The organism is Gammaproteobacteria bacterium, assembly GCA_027296625.1.
Lineage (GTDB): Bacteria > Pseudomonadota > Gammaproteobacteria > JAKEHO01 > JAKEHO01 > JAKEHO01.
Map to the genome: position 1 here is coordinate 13,746 of JAPUIX010000160.1, position 17,531 is coordinate 31,276.

The window sequence follows — 17,531 nt, forward strand, 5'->3', positions numbered from 1 at the left end:
AAGCCGGGCTTGCCCGGTTTTTTATTATAACCTATCGAGATGCCTGCACTTGAGATAAATATGATCGTCTTGATGACGGATTTTGGCCTAGCAGGACCCTATATTGGCCAGATGCAGTCTGTGTTGTTGCAACAGGCGCCTCGCGTGCCGATCGTGAGTCTGTTTGCAAATGCGCCCAAGCATAATCCCCGGGCAGCCGCTTACCTGTTAGCGGCCTACGTGCATGATTTCCCGGAGGACACGATATTCCTCTGTGTGGTTGACCCAAACGTAGGCAGTGTGGGGCAGAGACCCATCGTCATTAGGGTCGACAACCGCTGGTTCGTGGGCCCTGAGAACGGCTTATTTGCCATAGTGGTAAGGCGAGGGAGGGATCCCCAGTGTTGGGGGATTGATTGGCGCCCCAAACACCTGTCGTCAAGCTTCCATGGTCGTGACCTTTATGCGCCGGTAGCTGCGTGCATTGCAACGGGCGAGCCACCGCCTGGTAAACGGCTATCCTGTGAGCAGCGGGACGATTGGCCAGATGATCTGCCTGAAATCATCTACATTGATCACTTCGGGAATGTGTTAACGGGTCTACGTGCCTCCACCCTTGCAGATGACGTGACCATCTCAGTCGGGGAACGGGCATTGACGCGTGCGGAGACCTTTTCCGATGTGCCCGAAGGCGCCAGCTTCTGGTATGAGAATGCGAATGGTCTGGTTGAGATCGCAGTGAATCAGGGACGGGCGGATGAAACGCTTAGATTAAAGATAGGCGATGAGATCGCCCTCGCGTGAAGAGGAGGGCATTTATCCCACGAAAATTTGCCCACGCAACTCGAGTGAGCCCTACCGTAGGGCTCCTTAGTCAGACGAACCCTTGAGTTTCTCCCGCAATAAGGCGTTAACCTGCTGGGGGTTTGCCTTACCGCTGGATTTTTTCATTATCTGTCCGATGAAATAGCCGAATAGTTTTTCCTTGCCGCTTCTGTACTTCGCTAGCTGGTCTGGATTTTCGGCGAGGACCTCGTCGATTAGTTTTTCGATGGCACCAGCATCGGTAACCTGCTTGAGCCCCTTTGCTTCAATAATCGCGTCCGCGTCGCCTTCTCCGTTCCACATCGCTTCGAAGACTTCCTTTGCAATTTTTCCGGAAATAGTATTGTCTACAATTCGTGTCGTAAGTCTGCCAAGCATCGATGCTGACACAAGGCTTTTGGTGATCGGCTTACCCGCCTTATTCAGCGCGCCTAACAGGTCACCCATGACCCAATTTGCACATAGTTTTGGACCTGCTTCAGATGTTCTTACCGTTGCTTCAAAAAAATCCGCTAGTTCACGACTGGAAGTCAACACGCTGGCATCGTATGGTGATAGGTCATATTCGGCCATAAACCGCTGTTTCTTCTGTTGGGGTAATTCAGGCAGTTCCGCGCGGACGCTTTCGATATAGCCCTCCTCTAGCTCAAGTGGGAGAAGATCCGGATCTGGGAAATAACGGTAATCGTTCGCCTCCTCCTTGCTTCGCATTGGACGGGTCTCGTTCTTGTTTGCATCGTAAAGGCGGGTTTCTTGGGTGACATCCTCTCCCGCGTCAAGGACATCGGTTTGACGCTGTAACTCGTAGTTGATCGCACGCTCGACAAACCGGAAAGAGTTTAGGTTTTTCAATTCGGTCCGCGTCCCCAATGTTGACTCCCCCTTCCGGCGCAAAGACACGTTGGCATCGCATCGGAATGACCCTTCCTGCATGTTGGCATCGGAAATCTCGAGATAGCGCACAAGTGTGTGGATAGTTTTCATGTAGGCAATAGCTTCCTTTGCCGAGCGCATGTCAGGTTCGGAGACGATCTCAAGGAGCGGTGTTCCCGCACGATTGAGATCGATCCCCGACATCGAGTTAAACGCTTCATGCAGTGATTTACCGGCGTCCTCCTCAAGATGGGCCCGTGTTACGCTAATGGTTTTTGGTTCTTCGCCTTCCACTTGGATCTCAACGTGGCCATTAAATACGATTGGGAGCTCATACTGACTGATTTGGTACCCCTTGGGGAGGTCGGGGTAGAAATAATTTTTGCGGGCAAATATAGAACGCCGAGCGATGGAGGCGTCAATAGCCAGCCCAAATTTGACCGCCATGTGTACGGCTTCTCCATTCAAAACGGGCAAAACACCGGGGAGGCCTAGATCCACGGCGCAGGCCTGCGTGTTGGCCTCAGCTCCGTAAACAGTTGAAGCGCCGGAAAAAATCTTGCTGTGTGTCGTGAGCTGGACGTGTATCTCCAGCCCGATTACCGGCTCCCAGCCCATAATACATACTCCTTAATGGGAGGCTCCACGTCTATCAAGGATGCCACCTCTCGGCATGAAATGCATGTCCAGGAGAGCTGCCGAGCGGGGGACGGATCGTCGGATTACACTTTTAATCGAATCCCTCGGGTAGCATGAGATGCCAATCGGTCTCCTGCTGATAGCGGTGAGCGACATTGCAGAGACGTTCCTCCGAAAAATAATTTCCGATAATTTGTAGGCCAGCAGGTAATGTGCCGACGAAACCGGCGGGAATCGACATACCAGGCAATCCGGCAAGGTTCACCGAGACCGTGTAAATATCAGAAAGATACATCGTTACGGGATCATCGGTCCTCTCGCCGAGCTCAAATGCTGCCGTTGGGGACGTCGGACCAACAATCACATCAACGTCCTCGAAGGCCGTCTTGAAGTCGTCACTGATCAATCGGCGTATCTGTTGCGCCTTAAGATAATAGGCATCATAGTAACCAGCTGACAGTGCATAGGTACCGATCATGATCCTGCGTTTAACCTCGGCGCCGAAACCTTCGCCGCGGGAACGGCAGTACAGATCCGATAGGTCTTTAGGATCTTTGCAGCGAAAGCCGTAGCGCACACCGTCGTATCGTGCCAAGTTGGAAGAACACTCCGCTGGTGCCACCACGTAATAAGCCGGTATCGAAAGATGCGTATTGGGGAGACTGATCGTGCGGATTTTGGCACCAAGTGTTTCAAAGACTTTGATTGCGGCGTCAATAAGCGCCTGTATTTCAGTATCCAAGCCCTCGCCGAAGTATTCTTTTGGTAGCCCGATCCTAAGGCCTCGAATGTCATCATTCAGGGACGCCGTAAAATTTGGAACGGGGCGATCCACAGAGGTTGAATCGCGCTCATCGAAACCTGCCATGACGTTGAGCAGCATGGCAACATCTTCGGCGGATCGCGCCATTGGGCCACCTTGGTCAAGACTGGAGGCGAAGGCGATCATGCCGTAGCGGGAAACCCGGCCATAAGTCGGCTTAAGGCCTGTGATGCCGCATAACGAAGCGGGTTGACGAATGGAACCGCCAGTATCGGTCCCGGTAGCTGCCGGAGCAATTCGTGAGGCGAGAGCGCATGCAGCCCCGCCTGATGAGCCGCCAGGGACTCGCTCTGGATCCCACGGGTTTTTAACCGCTCCGTAGTAACTGGTCTCATTCGACGACCCCATGGCGAATTCATCCATGTTCGTCTTGCCTAACATTACCATACCCGCCTGATTGATACGTTTGATTACGGTGGCATCATACGGAGCGATGAAGGAGTCAAGCATGCGTGATCCACAGGTTGTTTTGACACCAAGTGTGCAAAAAATGTCTTTATGAGCGATCGGCACACCGGTTAATGGCCCACAAGTGCCGGATCGAAGCAATACATCAGCAGCCTTTGCTTGAGCCAACGCCTGATCGCTTGTGATTGTTATAAAACAATTGAGTTTTGGATTGAATCGTTCAATTCGATCGAGATACGTACGGGTTAATTCTTCGCTGCTTATATCCCTCGCACGCAGCGCGGCAGACAGCTCGGCGAGCGTCTTCTTGTGCAGGCTATTTTCTGGATTTGAGACTGCCACAGACGGCTCTATTCGATTCGCGCCGCAGCTTTGTGGTCGCGTTGCATGCTATGAAGCCTGTCGACGCTCTAAAGACCGCTATTTCCTACTCGATGACCTTAGGCACCAGGTAATGTCCCTCCTTGACCTGCGGTGCAATACTTTGGAAGCGCTCCCGTTCATCGACCTCAACCACCGCGTCGCTGCGGAGCCGCGCGTTAATCGCAAGCGGGTGAGCCATAGGAAGGACCCCTTTGGGGTCGACAGCGTTCATCTGCTCGATAAGTTGGAGAATATTGGAGAGATCCCGCGCGTACTCAGCGACCTCCTCGGCAGTCAAGGCAAGGCGCGCGAGCCACGCGATCTTTTCCACGTCCTTCTTTTGTAGTGACATAAAGACTCCGTTGTTATTATTTGAAAATGATAAATTTATTACAATCCATTGCTTGCCCAAAGTCCGTCCCATTGATACAGTAGAATACAGTAGTAATCACCGCATAGGTGAAAACGGATCCGGCGGACCCTGTTGACAGATTGTCAGGCGAAAAAGCGCATTTCGCGTGGCCGCAGGCTATCTTTATACGCTATGCTCATTGAGAAAGCGGCATTGTGCAATAGGCTTGGATCGCTGAACTATCCGGTTAAATTCAGCATCCTCATCAATCATCAATTGGAGATTGCAGGAAATATGACCCATGTTCAATAGGTTACGCGGTCTCTTTTCGAACGACCTGTCCATAGACCTGGGCACGGCAAACACGCTGATTTATGTGCGGGGCAAGGGGATCGTGCTCAACGAGCCTTCCGTGGTAGCCATCCGCCAGGGGCGGGACGCCATCAATCTAAAGTCTATTGCGGCTGTCGGGGTAGAGGCCAAACGCATGCTGGGGCGCACACCCGCCCATATCCGCGCGGTGCGCCCATTGAAAGACGGTGTTATCGCCGATTTTACTGTTACGGAGAAGATGCTGCAGTACTTCATACACCAAGCGCATGGGTCTGTGTTTCTAAAACCCAGTCCACGTGTCCTGGTGGCAGTGCCTTGTGGATCAACGCAGGTGGAACGGCGGGCGATTCGGGAAGCTGCCGCTGGCGCTGGGGCGCGGACTGTGCATCTCATCGCGGAACCCATGGCTGCGGCAATCGGCGCCGGCATCCCTGTCAGCGAAGCGCGCGGATCGATGGTCTTAGATATCGGCGGCGGCACTACGGAGGTCGCGGTTATCTCCTTGAATGGTATTGTCTATTCTGCCTCTGTGCGGATTGGCGGGGACCGATTCGATGAAGCAATAATCAGTTATGTTCGCCGCAACTATGGCAGCCTGATTGGTGATGCCACCGCGGAGAGAATCAAGCATGAGATCGGCTGCGCTTACCCGGGGAACGAGGTGCGTGAGATCGAGATAAGAGGCCGAAACCTTGCTGAGGGGATCCCCCGCAGGTTTACGCTGAATAGCAACGAGATTCTGGAAGCCGTGCAGGAGCCACTGGCAGGCATTGTTGGGGCGGTCAAGGGCGCTTTGGAGCAAACCCCACCGGAACTCGCCTCAGATGTTGCGGAGCGGGGACTCATCCTGACAGGTGGTGGTGCGCTCTTGCGGGACATCGACCGGCTATTTATGCAGGAGACTGGGTTACCGGTCATCATCGCAGAGGATCCACTGACTTGTGTAGCTCGTGGCGGCGGCCGGGTGCTGGAGATGATAGAGGAGTACGGGCCCGACGTACTAGCGCTGGAATAGCACCGCCTACGCCACTCAATTTCAGTTGAGGAGCGCATCATAAAACCGCTGTTCCTGAGAAGTCCGGCGCAGATCGTACGTCTAGCAGCATTCGTCATCGCGTCGGTCATTTTAATGACTGTTGATCACCGCCACGGTCATCTGGAGACCGTGCGCTCGACACTCTCTGTTGTCGTGTATCCAATCCAATATTTGGTCAACCTGCCCATAGAGATGGGACAGTGGATGATGAACTCGTTGGTTACACGTGAATCGCTGCTGAATGAAAATGCTCGGCTACGGAAAGAACACTTATTACTCAGTTCGAAACTCCAAAAGTTTGCTGCGCTGGAGGTGGAAAACCAGCGTCTAAACGAACTGCTAGAATCATCTTTCAAAGTCGGCGAACGGGTTCTCGTTGCTGAACTTCTGGCGGTGGCGCTTGAACGTTTCAAACGTCAGGTTGTGATCAATAAAGGTGCTAAGGAGGGCGCATATAATGGACAACCCATTGTCGATGCTGAAGGTATCATGGGCCAGATTGTGCACGTTGGCCCATTCTCCAGTACCGTGATGTTAATAACAGATCCGAGTCATGCCATACCTGTTCAAGTTAACCGAAATGGGCTCAGGGCAATAGCGATTGGCACTGGCGCCACTAACAGCCTTGAATTGGAATATGTTCCAAATAATGCAGACATCAGGGTAGATGATCTCCTAGTTTCCTCGGGACTCGGTAGCCGGTTCCCGCCTGGTTACCCCGTTGGCCGGGTCACCAATGTTTCCGTAGATCCGGGCCAACCATTTGCTAAAGTGACTGTGATACCGAGTGCAAAACTCGACCGAAGTCGCGAGGTGTTGCTAGTCTGGCCGCCGGATCAAGCAGGCGAACTTGACCCAGCGTCGGCCAGCGCTACTAAGTCGTGACCCTCGCCAAACGCCATGGTAGTTGGGTCATTGTATTAACCTTCGTGGCCGCCTTCTTGCTGGATGCGATGCCGCTGCCCGACTGGGCCGTAGACGCCCGCCCGTTATGGGTAGCGCTTGTTCTTATCTACTGGTGCATGGCCTTGCCGGAGCGTATCGGGATAGGAATCGCGTGGGTGTTAGGACTGCTACTGGATGTGATGCAGGGGACGCTACTCGGTCATTATGCCCTAGGGCTGGTCGTGGTCGCGTACGTTACGGTGCAAACCCATCGTGGTGTGCGCGTATTTCCTCTCTTGCAACAAGCTGTCCTAGTTGGTTTTTTGTTGCTTTTTTATCTGCTCTTATCTCTGTGGGTGCGTGGCATTGTAGGGCTGCCTCCAGAAAAGTGGTCCTACTGGTTGCCGGCGGCGACGAGTATGGTGTTATGGCCCTGGGTATTTATCATATTGCGTGACTTGCGGCGCAAATATAATGTTTCCTGATATGAGTTACGAAGTTCGATGCAGCGTCAATTAGTCTTTAAAGATCTGAGCCGCGAGAACCGGATCTTCAAAAGCCGCATGACCGTGGCTGTTGTGATCATGGTTATATCTGTTTCATTGATTATTGTACGTCTAGTTGACTTACAACTCATTAAACATGCGCATTTTATTACCTTGTCTCATGAAAACCGGGTCAAAGTTTTACCCATCCCTCCGATCCGCGGTTTAATCTATAGTCGTGACGGTGTGTTGCTCGCGGATAACCAACCGGCGTTCAGTTTGGAAATGGTACCAGAGCAAGTAGAGGACGTAGACGCTACCATTGCCGAGTTAGCTAGGATCATTGATATCAACGCAGTTGATATTCAGCGGTTCTATAAGCTGTTGAACGAGCAACGTCGCTTCGACGCGGTGCCATTACGTTTTCGTTTGAGTGACGAGGAGGTAGCTCGTTTTTCGGTCAATCGCCATCGTTTCCCCGGCGTAGATATCGCGGCGCGCCTTACGAGATATTATCCACTTGGTTCTCAAACTGCCCACGCCGTGGGGTACGTTGGGCGTATCGATGAAAATGATCTTGAACGTGTCGACGTATCCAACTACAGCGGCAGCACGCACATCGGGAAGCTCGGGATAGAGAGAGCCTATGAAGACGTGCTACATGGACGTGTAGGCTACCAGCAAGTCGAGGTTAATGTCCGCGGGCGCATATTACGCGTATTGGATCGAACGCCGGCATTACCGGGCCAAGATCTTTTCTTGAGCCTTGATGTTTCTTTGCAGAAGCTAGCAACCGAGGCACTGACAGGCTGGCGGGGAGCGATTGTTGCGATCGACCCTCAGACCGGCGGGGTACTTGCGATGGTAAGTTCCCCAGGTTATGACCCGAATGTATTTGTTTACGGTATTGAGCCCGAATCATTTGATGAGTTACGCCGCTCGCCCGATGGGCCGCTCTTCAACCGGGCAGTGCAGGGGCACTATCCGCCTGGCTCCACGATCAAACCGTTTCTTGGGCTTGCTGCGCTTGAGTACGGATTAAGGACTCCGGATCAGGGAACGTGGTGCCCCGGCTGGTTCAAGCTCAAGGGGAGTCGTCACATATTCCGCGATTGGAAGCGAGGCGGGCACGGCGATACTGATCTCTCCCGCGCGATTACAGAGTCCTGCGATATCTATTTTTACAGTTTGGCCCATGATATGGGCATTGACCGTATCAATTTATTTTTGACCCGCTTTGGTTGGGGTGGAAAGACTGGCATTGATATCACGGGTGAAGGGGACGGCCTCATACCCTCGCCGGAATGGAAGCGAAAGAATTGGCATCTGCCCTGGTACCCGGGTGAGACTCTGATTAACGGGATCGGTCAGGGTTTTACGCTTGTTACGCCAATTCAACTTGCGTCTGCAACGGCAGCGCTGAGCTCACGCGGTCGGCAGATGCATCCTCGGCTGGTTGTGCGCATAGAGGACCCTATGGCCGATCGCTCAGCGGTGTTGTCGAACGAGAGTGAGTCTTGGATCGTGGTTAATGAGGAAGCATATTGGGATCAGATCATTTCTGCCATGGTTGACGTAGTACATGGTCCGACAGGTACAGCTCGTGCAAGTGGACGGAATGCCCCTTACCGTTATGCGGGAAAGACTGGTACCTCACAGTTGGTAACAATAGATCATGATAAGAGGAATGATGGGGATGATTTGCCTGAGAACCTGCGTGATCATTCCCTATTTATTGGATTTGCTCCGGCCGACGTCCCAAGCATTGCTGTGGCAGTTGTTGTAGAGAACGGCGGCAGTGGGAGTAAAGTGGCTGCACCGATTGCTCGTAAGTTATTTGATCATTACCTTTCTAAGTCGAGGATATAAGGGAAACAACGCGTGAATACGCAGCAAGATCTGCTTCAGCGTCTGCACATCGATGTGCCCCTGTTATTTTCATTAATTGTGCTGTGCGGGATCGGTCTTGTGGTGCTCTACAGCGCTGCGGATCAAGATACGGAGGTCATCGTTCGACAGGGTATACGCATTGGCTTGGCCTTTGGTTTGATGTTTCTCGTGGCCCAGATCCCGCCGTATCAGATCGCACGCTGGGCCCCTTGGTTCTATTTCCTCGGGCTCGTTCTGTTGGCATTGGTTCTTGCCGTTGGCGATATTGGTAAAGGGGCGCAGCGCTGGTTGGACCTGGGGCTATTCCAGATTCAGCCATCTGAGATAATGAAGATCGCTGTGCCGATGGCAGTCGCCTGGCACCTGGCAGATAAATCCCTTCCACCTCGATTACTTCGCGTCATAGTCGCCTGCCTTTTAATTTTTATTCCCGTCATTATGATTGCGCGTCAGCCTGATTTGGGCACGGCCGTGCTTGTCGGTGCTGCAGGCATTGCCGTCCTGTTTCTGGCCGGGATTCAGTGGCGCATGATCGCTGCCTTTGGTTTGCTTGCGGCATTCTGCATACCATTGGTGTGGCATCTGATGCACGATTATCAGCGCCTGCGAGTTCTGAACTTTCTTGATCCACAGCAGGATCCGCTTGGTGCTGGTTGGAGCATCATACAGTCGAACATCGCCGTGGGTTCTGGTGGCCTATATGGTAAGGGGTGGTTGAATGGGACGCAGTCCCATCTTGAGTTTCTACCCGAGCGCTCAACTGATTTTGTGTTTGCCGTCTACTGCGAGGAGTTTGGCTTCATGGGCGTATTGTTGTTGTTGTCACTTTATGGATTAGTGATTTTGCGATCCGTTTATATTGCCATGCATGCTCAGAATACTTTTGGTCGTCTGTTAGCGGGCGGGTTGACATTAACGTTTTTTGTTTACATCTTCGTCAATATGGGCATGGTTACTGGGCAGCTACCGGTGGTAGGAATTTCATTGCCGTTGATAAGCTTTGGCGGTACCTCTTTAGTGACACTCATGGCTGGTTTCGGTATCCTGATGGCTATTCATACGCATCGGAGACTGCTGTCCAATTAATTAGGTTAATTGGCACGCATGTTAAAACGTATCGGCTCTATTCTGGCACTTGTGGTTTCTTGGATGGGCATCACCGGCGCTACATCCATCGATCAAGCAGAGCTAAATAGATTTATCGATAGTATGGTGCAGCAGCATGCGTTTAAGGGCAGCGAGCTGCATTCTCTGTTTCAGCAAGCCAGACTATCTCCTGAGGTCCTTCAGGCTATTTCAAGGCCCGCCGAAAGTAGGCCGTGGTACCGGTATCGGCCTATTTTTTTGACTACAGAGCGCGTTGCCGGCGGGGTTGGATTCTGGAGCGCTAATGCCGAAACATTAAGCAGTACAGAGGCAACGTATGGTGTTGCCCCCCAGATCGTGGTTGCCATTATTGGGGTCGAAACACGCTATGGAGCCAATAACGGTAAGTATCGGGTCATGGATTCTCTGACGACGCTGGCGTTCAACTATCCGGAACGCAGTGCATTTTTTCGTGGTGAGTTAGAACACTATCTGTTGCTCGTGCGCGAACAGCGTATCGAGCCGCTGTCGTTGAAAGGTTCTTATGCCGGCGCGATGGGCCTGCCGCAGTTCATCTCGAGTAGTTACCGACGCTATGCCGTGGATTACGATGGAGATGGGATCAGTGATATCTGGAACAATCCAACGGATGCAATCGCAAGCGTTGCCAACTATCTGAGCGCGCATGGTTGGCAGGCTGACAAGGCAGTTGCCCTCCCCGCTACGGTGATCGGTGAACGCCATCAGGAGTTCATCGAACTAGGGCTTAAGCCCCAGATTAAACTTGCCCAGGTAAACGACTATGGTATCCAACTTGAAGGCGACGCACCCGATGACGCATTAGGATCGTTAGTGGTCCTCGAGACCGAAACTGGACAAGAGTATTGGGTAGGGCTGACGAATTTTTACGTGATTACGCGTTACAATCACAGCGCGCTCTATGCGATGGCGATATATCAACTTTCAGAGGAAATCCGATTACAGTATGAAGCGCAGTTCAAGGACTAAAGGCCGGTTAAACGAGAGGTCGGTAACACTGCGAGCGGCGCAACAGGCATTTACTCAGATTGACCTGAGGGGGGCCCTGTTAAATCTAGCGCTGGCCGTATCTCTTACTGCCTGCGGTATCAGTGAGGAACGAGACGGTGCCCCCGAGGAACCAGTGGATGTATCTTACATCCCGGACGCTGTGCCTAAGGTTGAACCGCGCAGTCGGTACGGCAATCCGAAATCGTACGTAGTGAATGGCAGGCAGTATTACGTGATGAGCCGTAGCGGCGGCTATTTCGAACGGGGGATCGCCTCGTGGTACGGTACAAAGTTTCATGGTAGACGGACCTCCAGCGGTGAACCTTATGACATGTATGCGATGACAGCAGCTCACCGTACTTTGCCGATACCTACATATGTGCAAGTGACCAATCTGCGAAATGGCCGCAAGATCATCGTTCGAGTCAATGATCGGGGTCCGTTTCACCAGAATCGCATTATTGACCTTTCTTACGCCGGGGCGAAGAAGCTTGGCATCGCGGCCAAAGGCACGGGGTTGGTCGAGGTGCGCGCAATTGATCCGAGAGCGCCGAACGAGGAGCCGGTGAAATTGAGGACGGCATCTAGGAGCGGTGACTCAAGCAACTTCTACTTGCAGGTTGGCGCTTTTGCGGAGTTAATGAATGCCAAGCGGCTCAAATCGCAATTAGCGGCTATGGGAGAGTCGCTCGTGCGGATCAATCAGGCGGTTGTTTCGGGGCGGACCTTCTACCGTGTGCGGATAGGTCCGATTATGAGCGTCGAGGCCGCTGATAGTCTGGTGGATACGCTAGCAGAACTTGGCATTGATAAGCCCCACTTCGTTTTCGATTGATTCCATTGCAGTTTATTCGATATTTGCTCGCAATTTTGCGTAAAATAGCCGATCTTTTTGAAACGGTTAAGAACTTTCGGTAATGAAATGCTTTAGCCAGTATCTTACGCTGCTGATGCTGTTTGTGAGCGCCAGCAGCTTTGCGGCTGCGCCTATCCTACCGTCGCCGCCAACGCTCGACGCCAGGGCCTACCTGCTATTGGATTACCACAGTGGCGAAATACTGGCGGAGAAGGGCATCGATGACCCTGTGGAACCCGCAAGCCTTACAAAATTGATGACTGCCTATGTGGTAGCAAGTGAATTGGCCTCTGCGCATGTCAGCCTTGATGACAGGGTCACTGTGAGTGAGAAGGCTTGGCGCATGGGAGGCTCCCGAATGTTTATCGAGGTAGACACTCAGGTCGCTGTCGAAGATCTCCTTACAGGTGTGATCGTGCAGTCGGGCAATGATGCAAGTGTGGCACTTGCGGAACATGTCTCGGGCACTGAAGAGGCTTTTGCAGCGATCATGAACCAACACGCAATACAGCTGGGCATGAGTGGAAGCAGTTTTGTGAACAGTACGGGGCTCCCGGATCCAGACCACTACACGACCACACGTGATATGGCTATCCTTGCAGCGGCATTGAAACGGGATTTTCCCTATATTTATGATCTGCATGCAATGCGCGAGTTTACCTTTAATGGGATCAGGCAGTTCAATCGCAACAAACTGCTGTGGCGGGATGAGTCGGTCGATGGGGTCAAGACCGGCTACACGGATTCGGCAGGCTATTGTTTAGTGGCATCCGCCCAGCGTGGTGATATGCGACTCATTTCCGTCGTGATGGGTTCCACGAGTGAGAATACGAGAGTCAAAGCCAGTCAAGCACTATTGAATTACGGGTTCCGTTTTTTTGAGACCCATATGCTTTATGAGGCATTCGAACCGCTGACCCGTGAGCGAATCTGGAAAGGGAAGTCGGAGACGCTAGATCTGGGACTGGATAAGGCGCTCTATGTCACTATACCGCGGGGACAGTATGAGCGGCTTGATGCAACGGTGCAGCTGAATACACCGATCATTGCGCCGGTAGAGATGGCACAGCCACTGGGTATGGTCAAAGTAACGCTGGCAGAGAATGATCTGGCGGAGCGCTCTCTGATCGCCCTACAGTCTGTGCCCAAGGGCAACCTGTTCCATCGCATGGCAGATGCCGTCAGACTGCTGTTCCACTAGGTCGGGCGATGTCCATTGTCTATCTGAACGGAGAGTATCTGCCGATTGATAAGGCCCACATATCGGTACTCGACCGTGGATTTATGTTCGGTGACAGCATCTATGAGATTATTCCTGCCTATTCAGGGCAACTCTTCCGGCTGGAGCAACACCTCCAGCGCCTCGATAGAAGTCTGAAATCGATACGTTTGGTTAATCCGCTGACGCCGCATGAGTGGCAGCAAATGTTGCAGCGACTGCTGGAGAAAAATGGTGCAGGGGATCAGTCCGTCTATCTTCAAGTAACACGCGGTGTTGCAGAGCGCGACCACGTCATTCCACCGCAGCTTACACCCACTGTGTTTGCCATGTGTCAGTCCATGGACCAGGGCCGTAAGGAAACCGGTGTTGCCGCCGTTACGCTAACGGACTTTCGTTGGAAGCGTTGTGACATCAAAGCTACGACACTGTTGCCCAATGTCCTGCTGCGTCAGGAAGCGGATGACAGGGGGGCAACAGAGGCAATACTGCTGAGGGAAGGGCGCGTCACCGAGGGTGCTGCAAGTAACGTATTTATTGTCTTGGAAGGCGTGGTCAAAACGCCGCCCAAAAGTCATCTCCTCCTGCCCGGTATCACTCGGGACTTTGTCTTGGAGTTACTGGCGTCTGCTGGTATCCCTCATCAGGAGATTGAAATTGACAAAATGGAACTCCGTCGTGCTGAGGAAATTTGGGTCACAAGTTCGATCCGGGAAATCGTGCCGGTCATCAAGCTCGATGATCAGCCCGTGGGTGATGGTCGGCCAGGGCACATGTGGGGAAAGGTCATATCGCTGTACCAGGCGCATAAGCGCGCGCCAAAGAATGCAGCGACGGCTAGAGCCTCTTAACGTTGCCGTAACATCCAATCAAAAGTTCTAATCGTGTTTGTATGGGAGGAATTATGCCCATCGTTGATGCGGAGTCCGATCTAAGTTGTGCGGCCGCTGATGAAGCTTTCAGTGGACCGGACACAGAAAAACACTATCCGCCTGACCTTGGACTTGAGCCCTTGCACATCGATATTGATCTGCACGTCGATCTTGGGAACGAAACCACAAATGGTACGGTCATCACCACGGTTCAGGCCCGACGTGACGGGATTCGGATTCTGCGCCTGGACGCACTTGACTTTGAAGATCTTGAAGTCTGGGACGTAGATGATAAGCCTCTAACCCACCGGTATGACGGTCATGCGATCACGATTTCCTGGGAAGAACCTTTTATCAATTCGGAGGAGCGCCGCATAGCCGTCTGCTACCGTGTGACCCAGCCAGTCAGTGGTCTTTTCTTCTCGAAGCCGACGGACGCCTATCCTGATGATCCATGGTTCGCAGCGACCGACCATGAAACCGAGCGGGCCAGATATTGGTTACCCTGTATTGATCTGCCCAACGTCAGAACGAGGCTTGATTTTCATCTGCGTGCGGATGGACGCTTTACTATTCTCGCCAATGGCAGCCTGATTGACGAGATCGAGCATGATGATGGGACCAAGACCGCCCATTGGCGTCTTGAGTATCGCTGTCCAAGCTACCTTGCGTCCTTTGCCATTGGAGACTTCATGCGCATCGACGACGACGCCGTTGGTGATATCCCCATTGCCTATTTCGCTGTGCCACGTTTCTCTGAAGCCGACCTACGCCGATCCTTTGGGCGCACGCGCGATATGCTGGTATGGATGATCGAAAAACTCGGTATGCCATATCCGTTTCCGAAGTACTTCCAATTTGCCCTCCCGAGCTTTTATGGTGCCATGGAAAATATTTCGCTGGTCAGTTGGAACGATATCTTCATCCTGGACGAGATCCTGGCAAAGGAGTGGGAGCAGTTTGTCGATGCCGTGAATGTCCATGAAATGGCCCATAGTTATTTTGGTGACGCTGTTGTCTGCCGCGACTTTGCCCATGCTTGGCTCAAGGAATCGTGGGCAACCTACATGGAACAATGCTGGTTCGAGGACAGCCTTGGAGAGGATGAAGGACAGTATGAATTCTACCGCAATGCCGTGGCCTACTTGACTGAGGCCAGTGAGCGTTATCAGCGACCTATCGTGACACGGCAGTTCAGATCATCCCGTGATATGTATGATAGGCACCTTTATCCAGGTGGCGCCTGTCGTCTGCACATGCTCCGGCGTGTGTTGGGGGATGACGTATTTTGGAACGCCGTATCGGATTATCTAAAGCGTTACGCCGGTAAGGTTGTAGAGACGGATGACTTTCGGCGTGTCCTGGAGGAAGGTTCTGGACGTTCCTTGGGGCAATGGTTCGATCAATGGTTTTTCACGCCGGGCTATCCGTCGCTGAAGGTGCGATTCAAATATGACGAGTCCAGTTCGCAGGGTACTTTCGAGATCGAACAAAAACAAGTCGACCGCGATAAAGGCATACCGGCTTTTATGCTTGAGACAGCGATCGGCTGGACACTGGATGGTCAGGATCACTCTCAGCCCGTGACACTTGAATATGCAAAACATACCTTTACTGTCGATATCCCGCGGCCACCGGAACAGGTCCGGTTTGATCCCGAAACCAAGGTGCTCGTAAAACTTGACTTTAATCCAGGTGACACCTTGCTCCGTTGCCAGCTTAACGCCGCCAAGGACGTTATCGGGCGGATCCTGGCTGCCAGGGAGCTGGCGAAGACGGGGAAACACGGCAATATTCGGGCGATCATTGACGCATATGCCACGGAAAGGTTCTGGGGTGTGCGAGAGCAGATGGCAAAGAGCTTGGGTAAGGTTGGGGTGGAGGCAGGGCTTCAAGGGATCTTGGAGATCATTCCAATGGAAGGTGATCCGAGGGTTCTCGAAGCCGTCTTTCATGCAGCGGCAAGCTACCGCGATCCGCGTATTAAAGACGCCGTGCTGGAGCGTCTAGACGGCGAACTGCCGTACCGCGCGAGGATGGCGGCCTATGAAGGCTTGGGTGCTCAGCGTGGCGATGCACCCTGGGAACTGCTCCTCGAGGCGGCAGCGAGGGAAGATTTTTCAGGCTTCATGCAGAGTGGGGCGTTTCGGGGGTTGGCCGCCACCCGCAAGTCAGAGGCTGTCGATATACTCTTGGAAAGAGTTCCCTATGGGGCGACTCAGCACAGAGGCCGCCCGGCGGCGGTTGCCGCGCTTGCTGAGCTTGGTAGCGTGCAGGAGGCGGGGAGGCGGGAGCAGATTGTGGAGGCGTTGGTTGACTTGCTACGCGATCCGGTGGAAAAGGTTCGACGTGCAGCGGCGGAAGGTCTGAAGACTGTGCATGCTACGGAGGCGATCCCGGCGCTGGAGGCCTATCGTAGCGCATTGCCGCAGCAGGAACAGGTCAAGCTGGATCGCCTGTTGGATAAATTGAGGGTGGATGAAAAGCCGACGGAGCGTTCGCTGCAAAAGCAGCTTGAGGAGTTGCGGGACAAGTTTCGCACCTTGGAAGATCGCCTCCAGAAGCTCGAATCTGGACTTGAGGATTAGGGGCCCGGATCAGACGGGCCATCGGAAACGACGTCTCGAACCATGGAGATCTTTAAAGAATTTGTTATCGAGGCGGCGCACAGTCTCCCCAATCTGCCGGAGGGGCACAAATGCCGCAGGCTGCACGGGCACTCTTTTCATGTTGCGGTGCATATTGCTGGGGATGTCGATGCTAAGTTAGGTTGGGTTATCGATTTTGCCGAGATCGGCGAAAAGTTTCAGCCTTTATTTGATCAGCTTGATCATACCTATCTCAACGATGTTGAAGGACTGGAAAATCCAACCAGCGAAAACCTTGCGCGCTGGATCTGGAAGCGCCTTAAAACCTCCCTTCCCCAAGTCTCAAGGATCGTGGTACGGGAGACTTGTACTGCTGGATGCATCTATGAAGGGAGTGATAGCTAAATGCTGCCGTAGTGCTTGATCTTTGGGTAAGGCGATCGGGGATGGCTAGATACTGCGGCTCCTGTCGGTGGCATCATCGCCCGGTGTGAGTGTCAGTTCCCCTTTGTAGTCAAAGGGCACCGGTGCACCAAACGTCCCGATCTTGATCTTTCCTTTAAAGCGGTACGCTAAAGCCTCCCTCTGACTGAGTTCTTGAAACTGACGCAGTATACCGATCAGCGTGCTGGTGACCGCAACGCGTGTTATCGCCTCGCCGTATCCCGGGACATTAAAAGCCTCATTACTGACGCCACTTGCAAATTCTTCATCGTTGATCTCAAGGTCAAAGCTCATTCCCTTGATGTCAAGATCGAAATCGTTTGGGTTCTGTAAACGTAGCGTCAACAGATACTGCTGTTCAAAAAAGGTAGCATTCAGTAACTCAATGTTCTTGAGTGTTAAGCGGAGAGGCTCAAGCTCGGATGGAATGGAAGCACAGCCGGCGAGGGCGAGGCTCGCATAGATCAGCAAAAAGAGGCGGGCGTTGGCTGGATTCATTTTAGGGCAAGCGTGCATGCGCTGAGGCGACTGATTCTCAACAAGCAG

The 17,531-nt window shown here is 52.9% G+C and carries 16 protein-coding genes; 12 read left to right on the forward strand and 4 right to left on the reverse strand.

Annotated elements, in window-relative coordinates; translation table 11 throughout:
* Positions 1 to 60: 60 nt before the first annotated feature.
* Positions 61 to 783, forward strand: a complete 723-nt coding sequence (locus O6944_09815) for an SAM-dependent chlorinase/fluorinase (GenBank protein MCZ6719431.1) — start codon at positions 61 to 63, stop codon at positions 781 to 783.
* A 66-nt stretch (positions 784 to 849) separates the two neighbouring features.
* Here O6944_09815 and gatB read toward each other — a convergent pair whose 3' ends face one another.
* The 3 genes from gatB to gatC form a co-directional block, all read right to left on the reverse strand.
* Positions 850 to 2,295 (reverse strand): Asp-tRNA(Asn)/Glu-tRNA(Gln) amidotransferase subunit GatB, encoded by a 1,446-nt coding sequence (gene gatB / locus O6944_09820; protein ID MCZ6719432.1) that lies wholly within the window; start codon positions 2,293 to 2,295, stop codon positions 850 to 852.
* A gap of 112 nt (positions 2,296 to 2,407) precedes the next feature.
* A complete protein-coding gene (gatA, locus tag O6944_09825) occupies positions 2,408 to 3,862 on the reverse strand; it encodes an Asp-tRNA(Asn)/Glu-tRNA(Gln) amidotransferase subunit GatA (protein MCZ6719433.1) in 1,455 nt (484 codons plus the stop codon).
* Between the two features lie 112 nt (positions 3,863 to 3,974).
* On the reverse strand, positions 3,975 to 4,262 hold the full coding sequence (gene gatC / locus O6944_09830; protein ID MCZ6719434.1) for an Asp-tRNA(Asn)/Glu-tRNA(Gln) amidotransferase subunit GatC: 288 nt from the start codon (positions 4,260 to 4,262) through the stop codon (positions 3,975 to 3,977).
* A 301-nt stretch (positions 4,263 to 4,563) separates the two neighbouring features.
* Here gatC and O6944_09835 point away from each other — a divergent pair, with 301 nt between their 5' ends.
* The 11 genes from O6944_09835 to queD all read left to right on the forward strand — a co-directional run bounded on the left by O6944_09835 (position 4,564) and on the right by queD (position 16,946).
* A complete protein-coding gene (locus O6944_09835) occupies positions 4,564 to 5,610 on the forward strand; it encodes a rod shape-determining protein (protein MCZ6719435.1) in 1,047 nt (348 codons plus the stop codon).
* Between the two features lie 54 nt (positions 5,611 to 5,664).
* Entirely contained in the window at positions 5,665 to 6,516 is an 852-nt protein-coding gene (mreC, locus tag O6944_09840; GenBank protein MCZ6719436.1) for a rod shape-determining protein MreC, read from the forward strand.
* The gene (gene mreD, locus O6944_09845; GenBank protein MCZ6719437.1) at positions 6,513 to 7,001 is read left to right on the forward strand and encodes a rod shape-determining protein MreD; all 489 of its coding nucleotides are present in this window, start codon (positions 6,513 to 6,515) and stop codon (positions 6,999 to 7,001) included. Before mreC ends, mreD begins: the two co-directional genes overlap by 4 nt.
* A gap of 18 nt (positions 7,002 to 7,019) precedes the next feature.
* On the forward strand, positions 7,020 to 8,870 hold the full coding sequence (gene mrdA, locus O6944_09850; protein ID MCZ6719438.1) for a penicillin-binding protein 2: 1,851 nt from the start codon (positions 7,020 to 7,022) through the stop codon (positions 8,868 to 8,870).
* Positions 8,871 to 8,882: 12 nt separating this feature from the next.
* Positions 8,883 to 9,977, forward strand: coding sequence for a rod shape-determining protein RodA (gene rodA / locus O6944_09855; GenBank protein MCZ6719439.1), 1,095 nt, complete (start codon positions 8,883 to 8,885; stop codon positions 9,975 to 9,977).
* Positions 9,978 to 9,995: 18 nt separating this feature from the next.
* The gene (gene mltB, locus O6944_09860) at positions 9,996 to 10,985 is read left to right on the forward strand and encodes a lytic murein transglycosylase B (GenBank protein ID MCZ6719440.1); all 990 of its coding nucleotides are present in this window, start codon (positions 9,996 to 9,998) and stop codon (positions 10,983 to 10,985) included.
* The gene (locus tag O6944_09865; GenBank protein MCZ6719441.1) at positions 10,963 to 11,841 is read left to right on the forward strand and encodes a septal ring lytic transglycosylase RlpA family protein; all 879 of its coding nucleotides are present in this window, start codon (positions 10,963 to 10,965) and stop codon (positions 11,839 to 11,841) included. The genes mltB and O6944_09865 overlap by 23 nt, the downstream gene beginning before the upstream one ends.
* Before the next feature lie 82 nt (positions 11,842 to 11,923).
* Positions 11,924 to 13,063: a D-alanyl-D-alanine carboxypeptidase gene (locus O6944_09870; GenBank protein ID MCZ6719442.1), complete on the forward strand. Its 1,140-nt coding sequence runs from the start codon at positions 11,924 to 11,926 to the stop codon at positions 13,061 to 13,063.
* A gap of 8 nt (positions 13,064 to 13,071) precedes the next feature.
* Positions 13,072 to 13,932: a D-amino acid aminotransferase gene (locus tag O6944_09875; protein MCZ6719443.1), complete on the forward strand. Its 861-nt coding sequence runs from the start codon at positions 13,072 to 13,074 to the stop codon at positions 13,930 to 13,932.
* 53 nt (positions 13,933 to 13,985) lie between these two features.
* The gene (locus O6944_09880) at positions 13,986 to 16,541 is read left to right on the forward strand and encodes a M1 family aminopeptidase (protein ID MCZ6719444.1); all 2,556 of its coding nucleotides are present in this window, start codon (positions 13,986 to 13,988) and stop codon (positions 16,539 to 16,541) included.
* A 42-nt stretch (positions 16,542 to 16,583) separates the two neighbouring features.
* On the forward strand, positions 16,584 to 16,946 hold the full coding sequence (queD, locus tag O6944_09885) for a 6-carboxytetrahydropterin synthase QueD (protein MCZ6719445.1): 363 nt from the start codon (positions 16,584 to 16,586) through the stop codon (positions 16,944 to 16,946).
* Positions 16,947 to 16,991: 45 nt separating this feature from the next.
* On the opposite strand, the gene O6944_09890 is transcribed toward queD, so the two are convergent.
* Complete coding sequence (locus tag O6944_09890) at positions 16,992 to 17,483, reverse strand: LEA type 2 family protein (protein ID MCZ6719446.1); 492 nt, start codon at positions 17,481 to 17,483, stop codon at positions 16,992 to 16,994.
* Positions 17,484 to 17,531 lie beyond the last annotated feature (48 nt).

What these genes read in the sequence shown, in the direction of transcription:
- O6944_09815 (MCZ6719431.1), top strand. Translation starts at nt 61, where the DNA reads ATGATCGTCTTGATGACGGATTTTGGCCTAGCAGGACCCTATATTGGC.
- gatB (MCZ6719432.1), bottom strand. Translation starts at nt 2,295, where the DNA reads ATGGGCTGGGAGCCGGTAATCGGGCTGGAGATACACGTCCAGCTCACG.
- gatC (MCZ6719434.1), bottom strand. Translation starts at nt 4,262, where the DNA reads ATGTCACTACAAAAGAAGGACGTGGAAAAGATCGCGTGGCTCGCGCGC.
- O6944_09835 (MCZ6719435.1), top strand. Translation starts at nt 4,564, where the DNA reads ATGTTCAATAGGTTACGCGGTCTCTTTTCGAACGACCTGTCCATAGAC.
- mrdA (MCZ6719438.1), top strand. Translation starts at nt 7,020, where the DNA reads ATGCAGCGTCAATTAGTCTTTAAAGATCTGAGCCGCGAGAACCGGATC.
- mltB (MCZ6719440.1), top strand. Translation starts at nt 9,996, where the DNA reads ATGTTAAAACGTATCGGCTCTATTCTGGCACTTGTGGTTTCTTGGATG.
- O6944_09865 (MCZ6719441.1), top strand. Translation starts at nt 10,963, where the DNA reads ATGAAGCGCAGTTCAAGGACTAAAGGCCGGTTAAACGAGAGGTCGGTA.
- O6944_09870 (MCZ6719442.1), top strand. Translation starts at nt 11,924, where the DNA reads ATGAAATGCTTTAGCCAGTATCTTACGCTGCTGATGCTGTTTGTGAGC.
- O6944_09875 (MCZ6719443.1), top strand. Translation starts at nt 13,072, where the DNA reads ATGTCCATTGTCTATCTGAACGGAGAGTATCTGCCGATTGATAAGGCC.
- O6944_09880 (MCZ6719444.1), top strand. Translation starts at nt 13,986, where the DNA reads ATGCCCATCGTTGATGCGGAGTCCGATCTAAGTTGTGCGGCCGCTGAT.
- queD (MCZ6719445.1), top strand. Translation starts at nt 16,584, where the DNA reads ATGGAGATCTTTAAAGAATTTGTTATCGAGGCGGCGCACAGTCTCCCC.
- O6944_09890 (MCZ6719446.1), bottom strand. Translation starts at nt 17,483, where the DNA reads ATGAATCCAGCCAACGCCCGCCTCTTTTTGCTGATCTATGCGAGCCTC.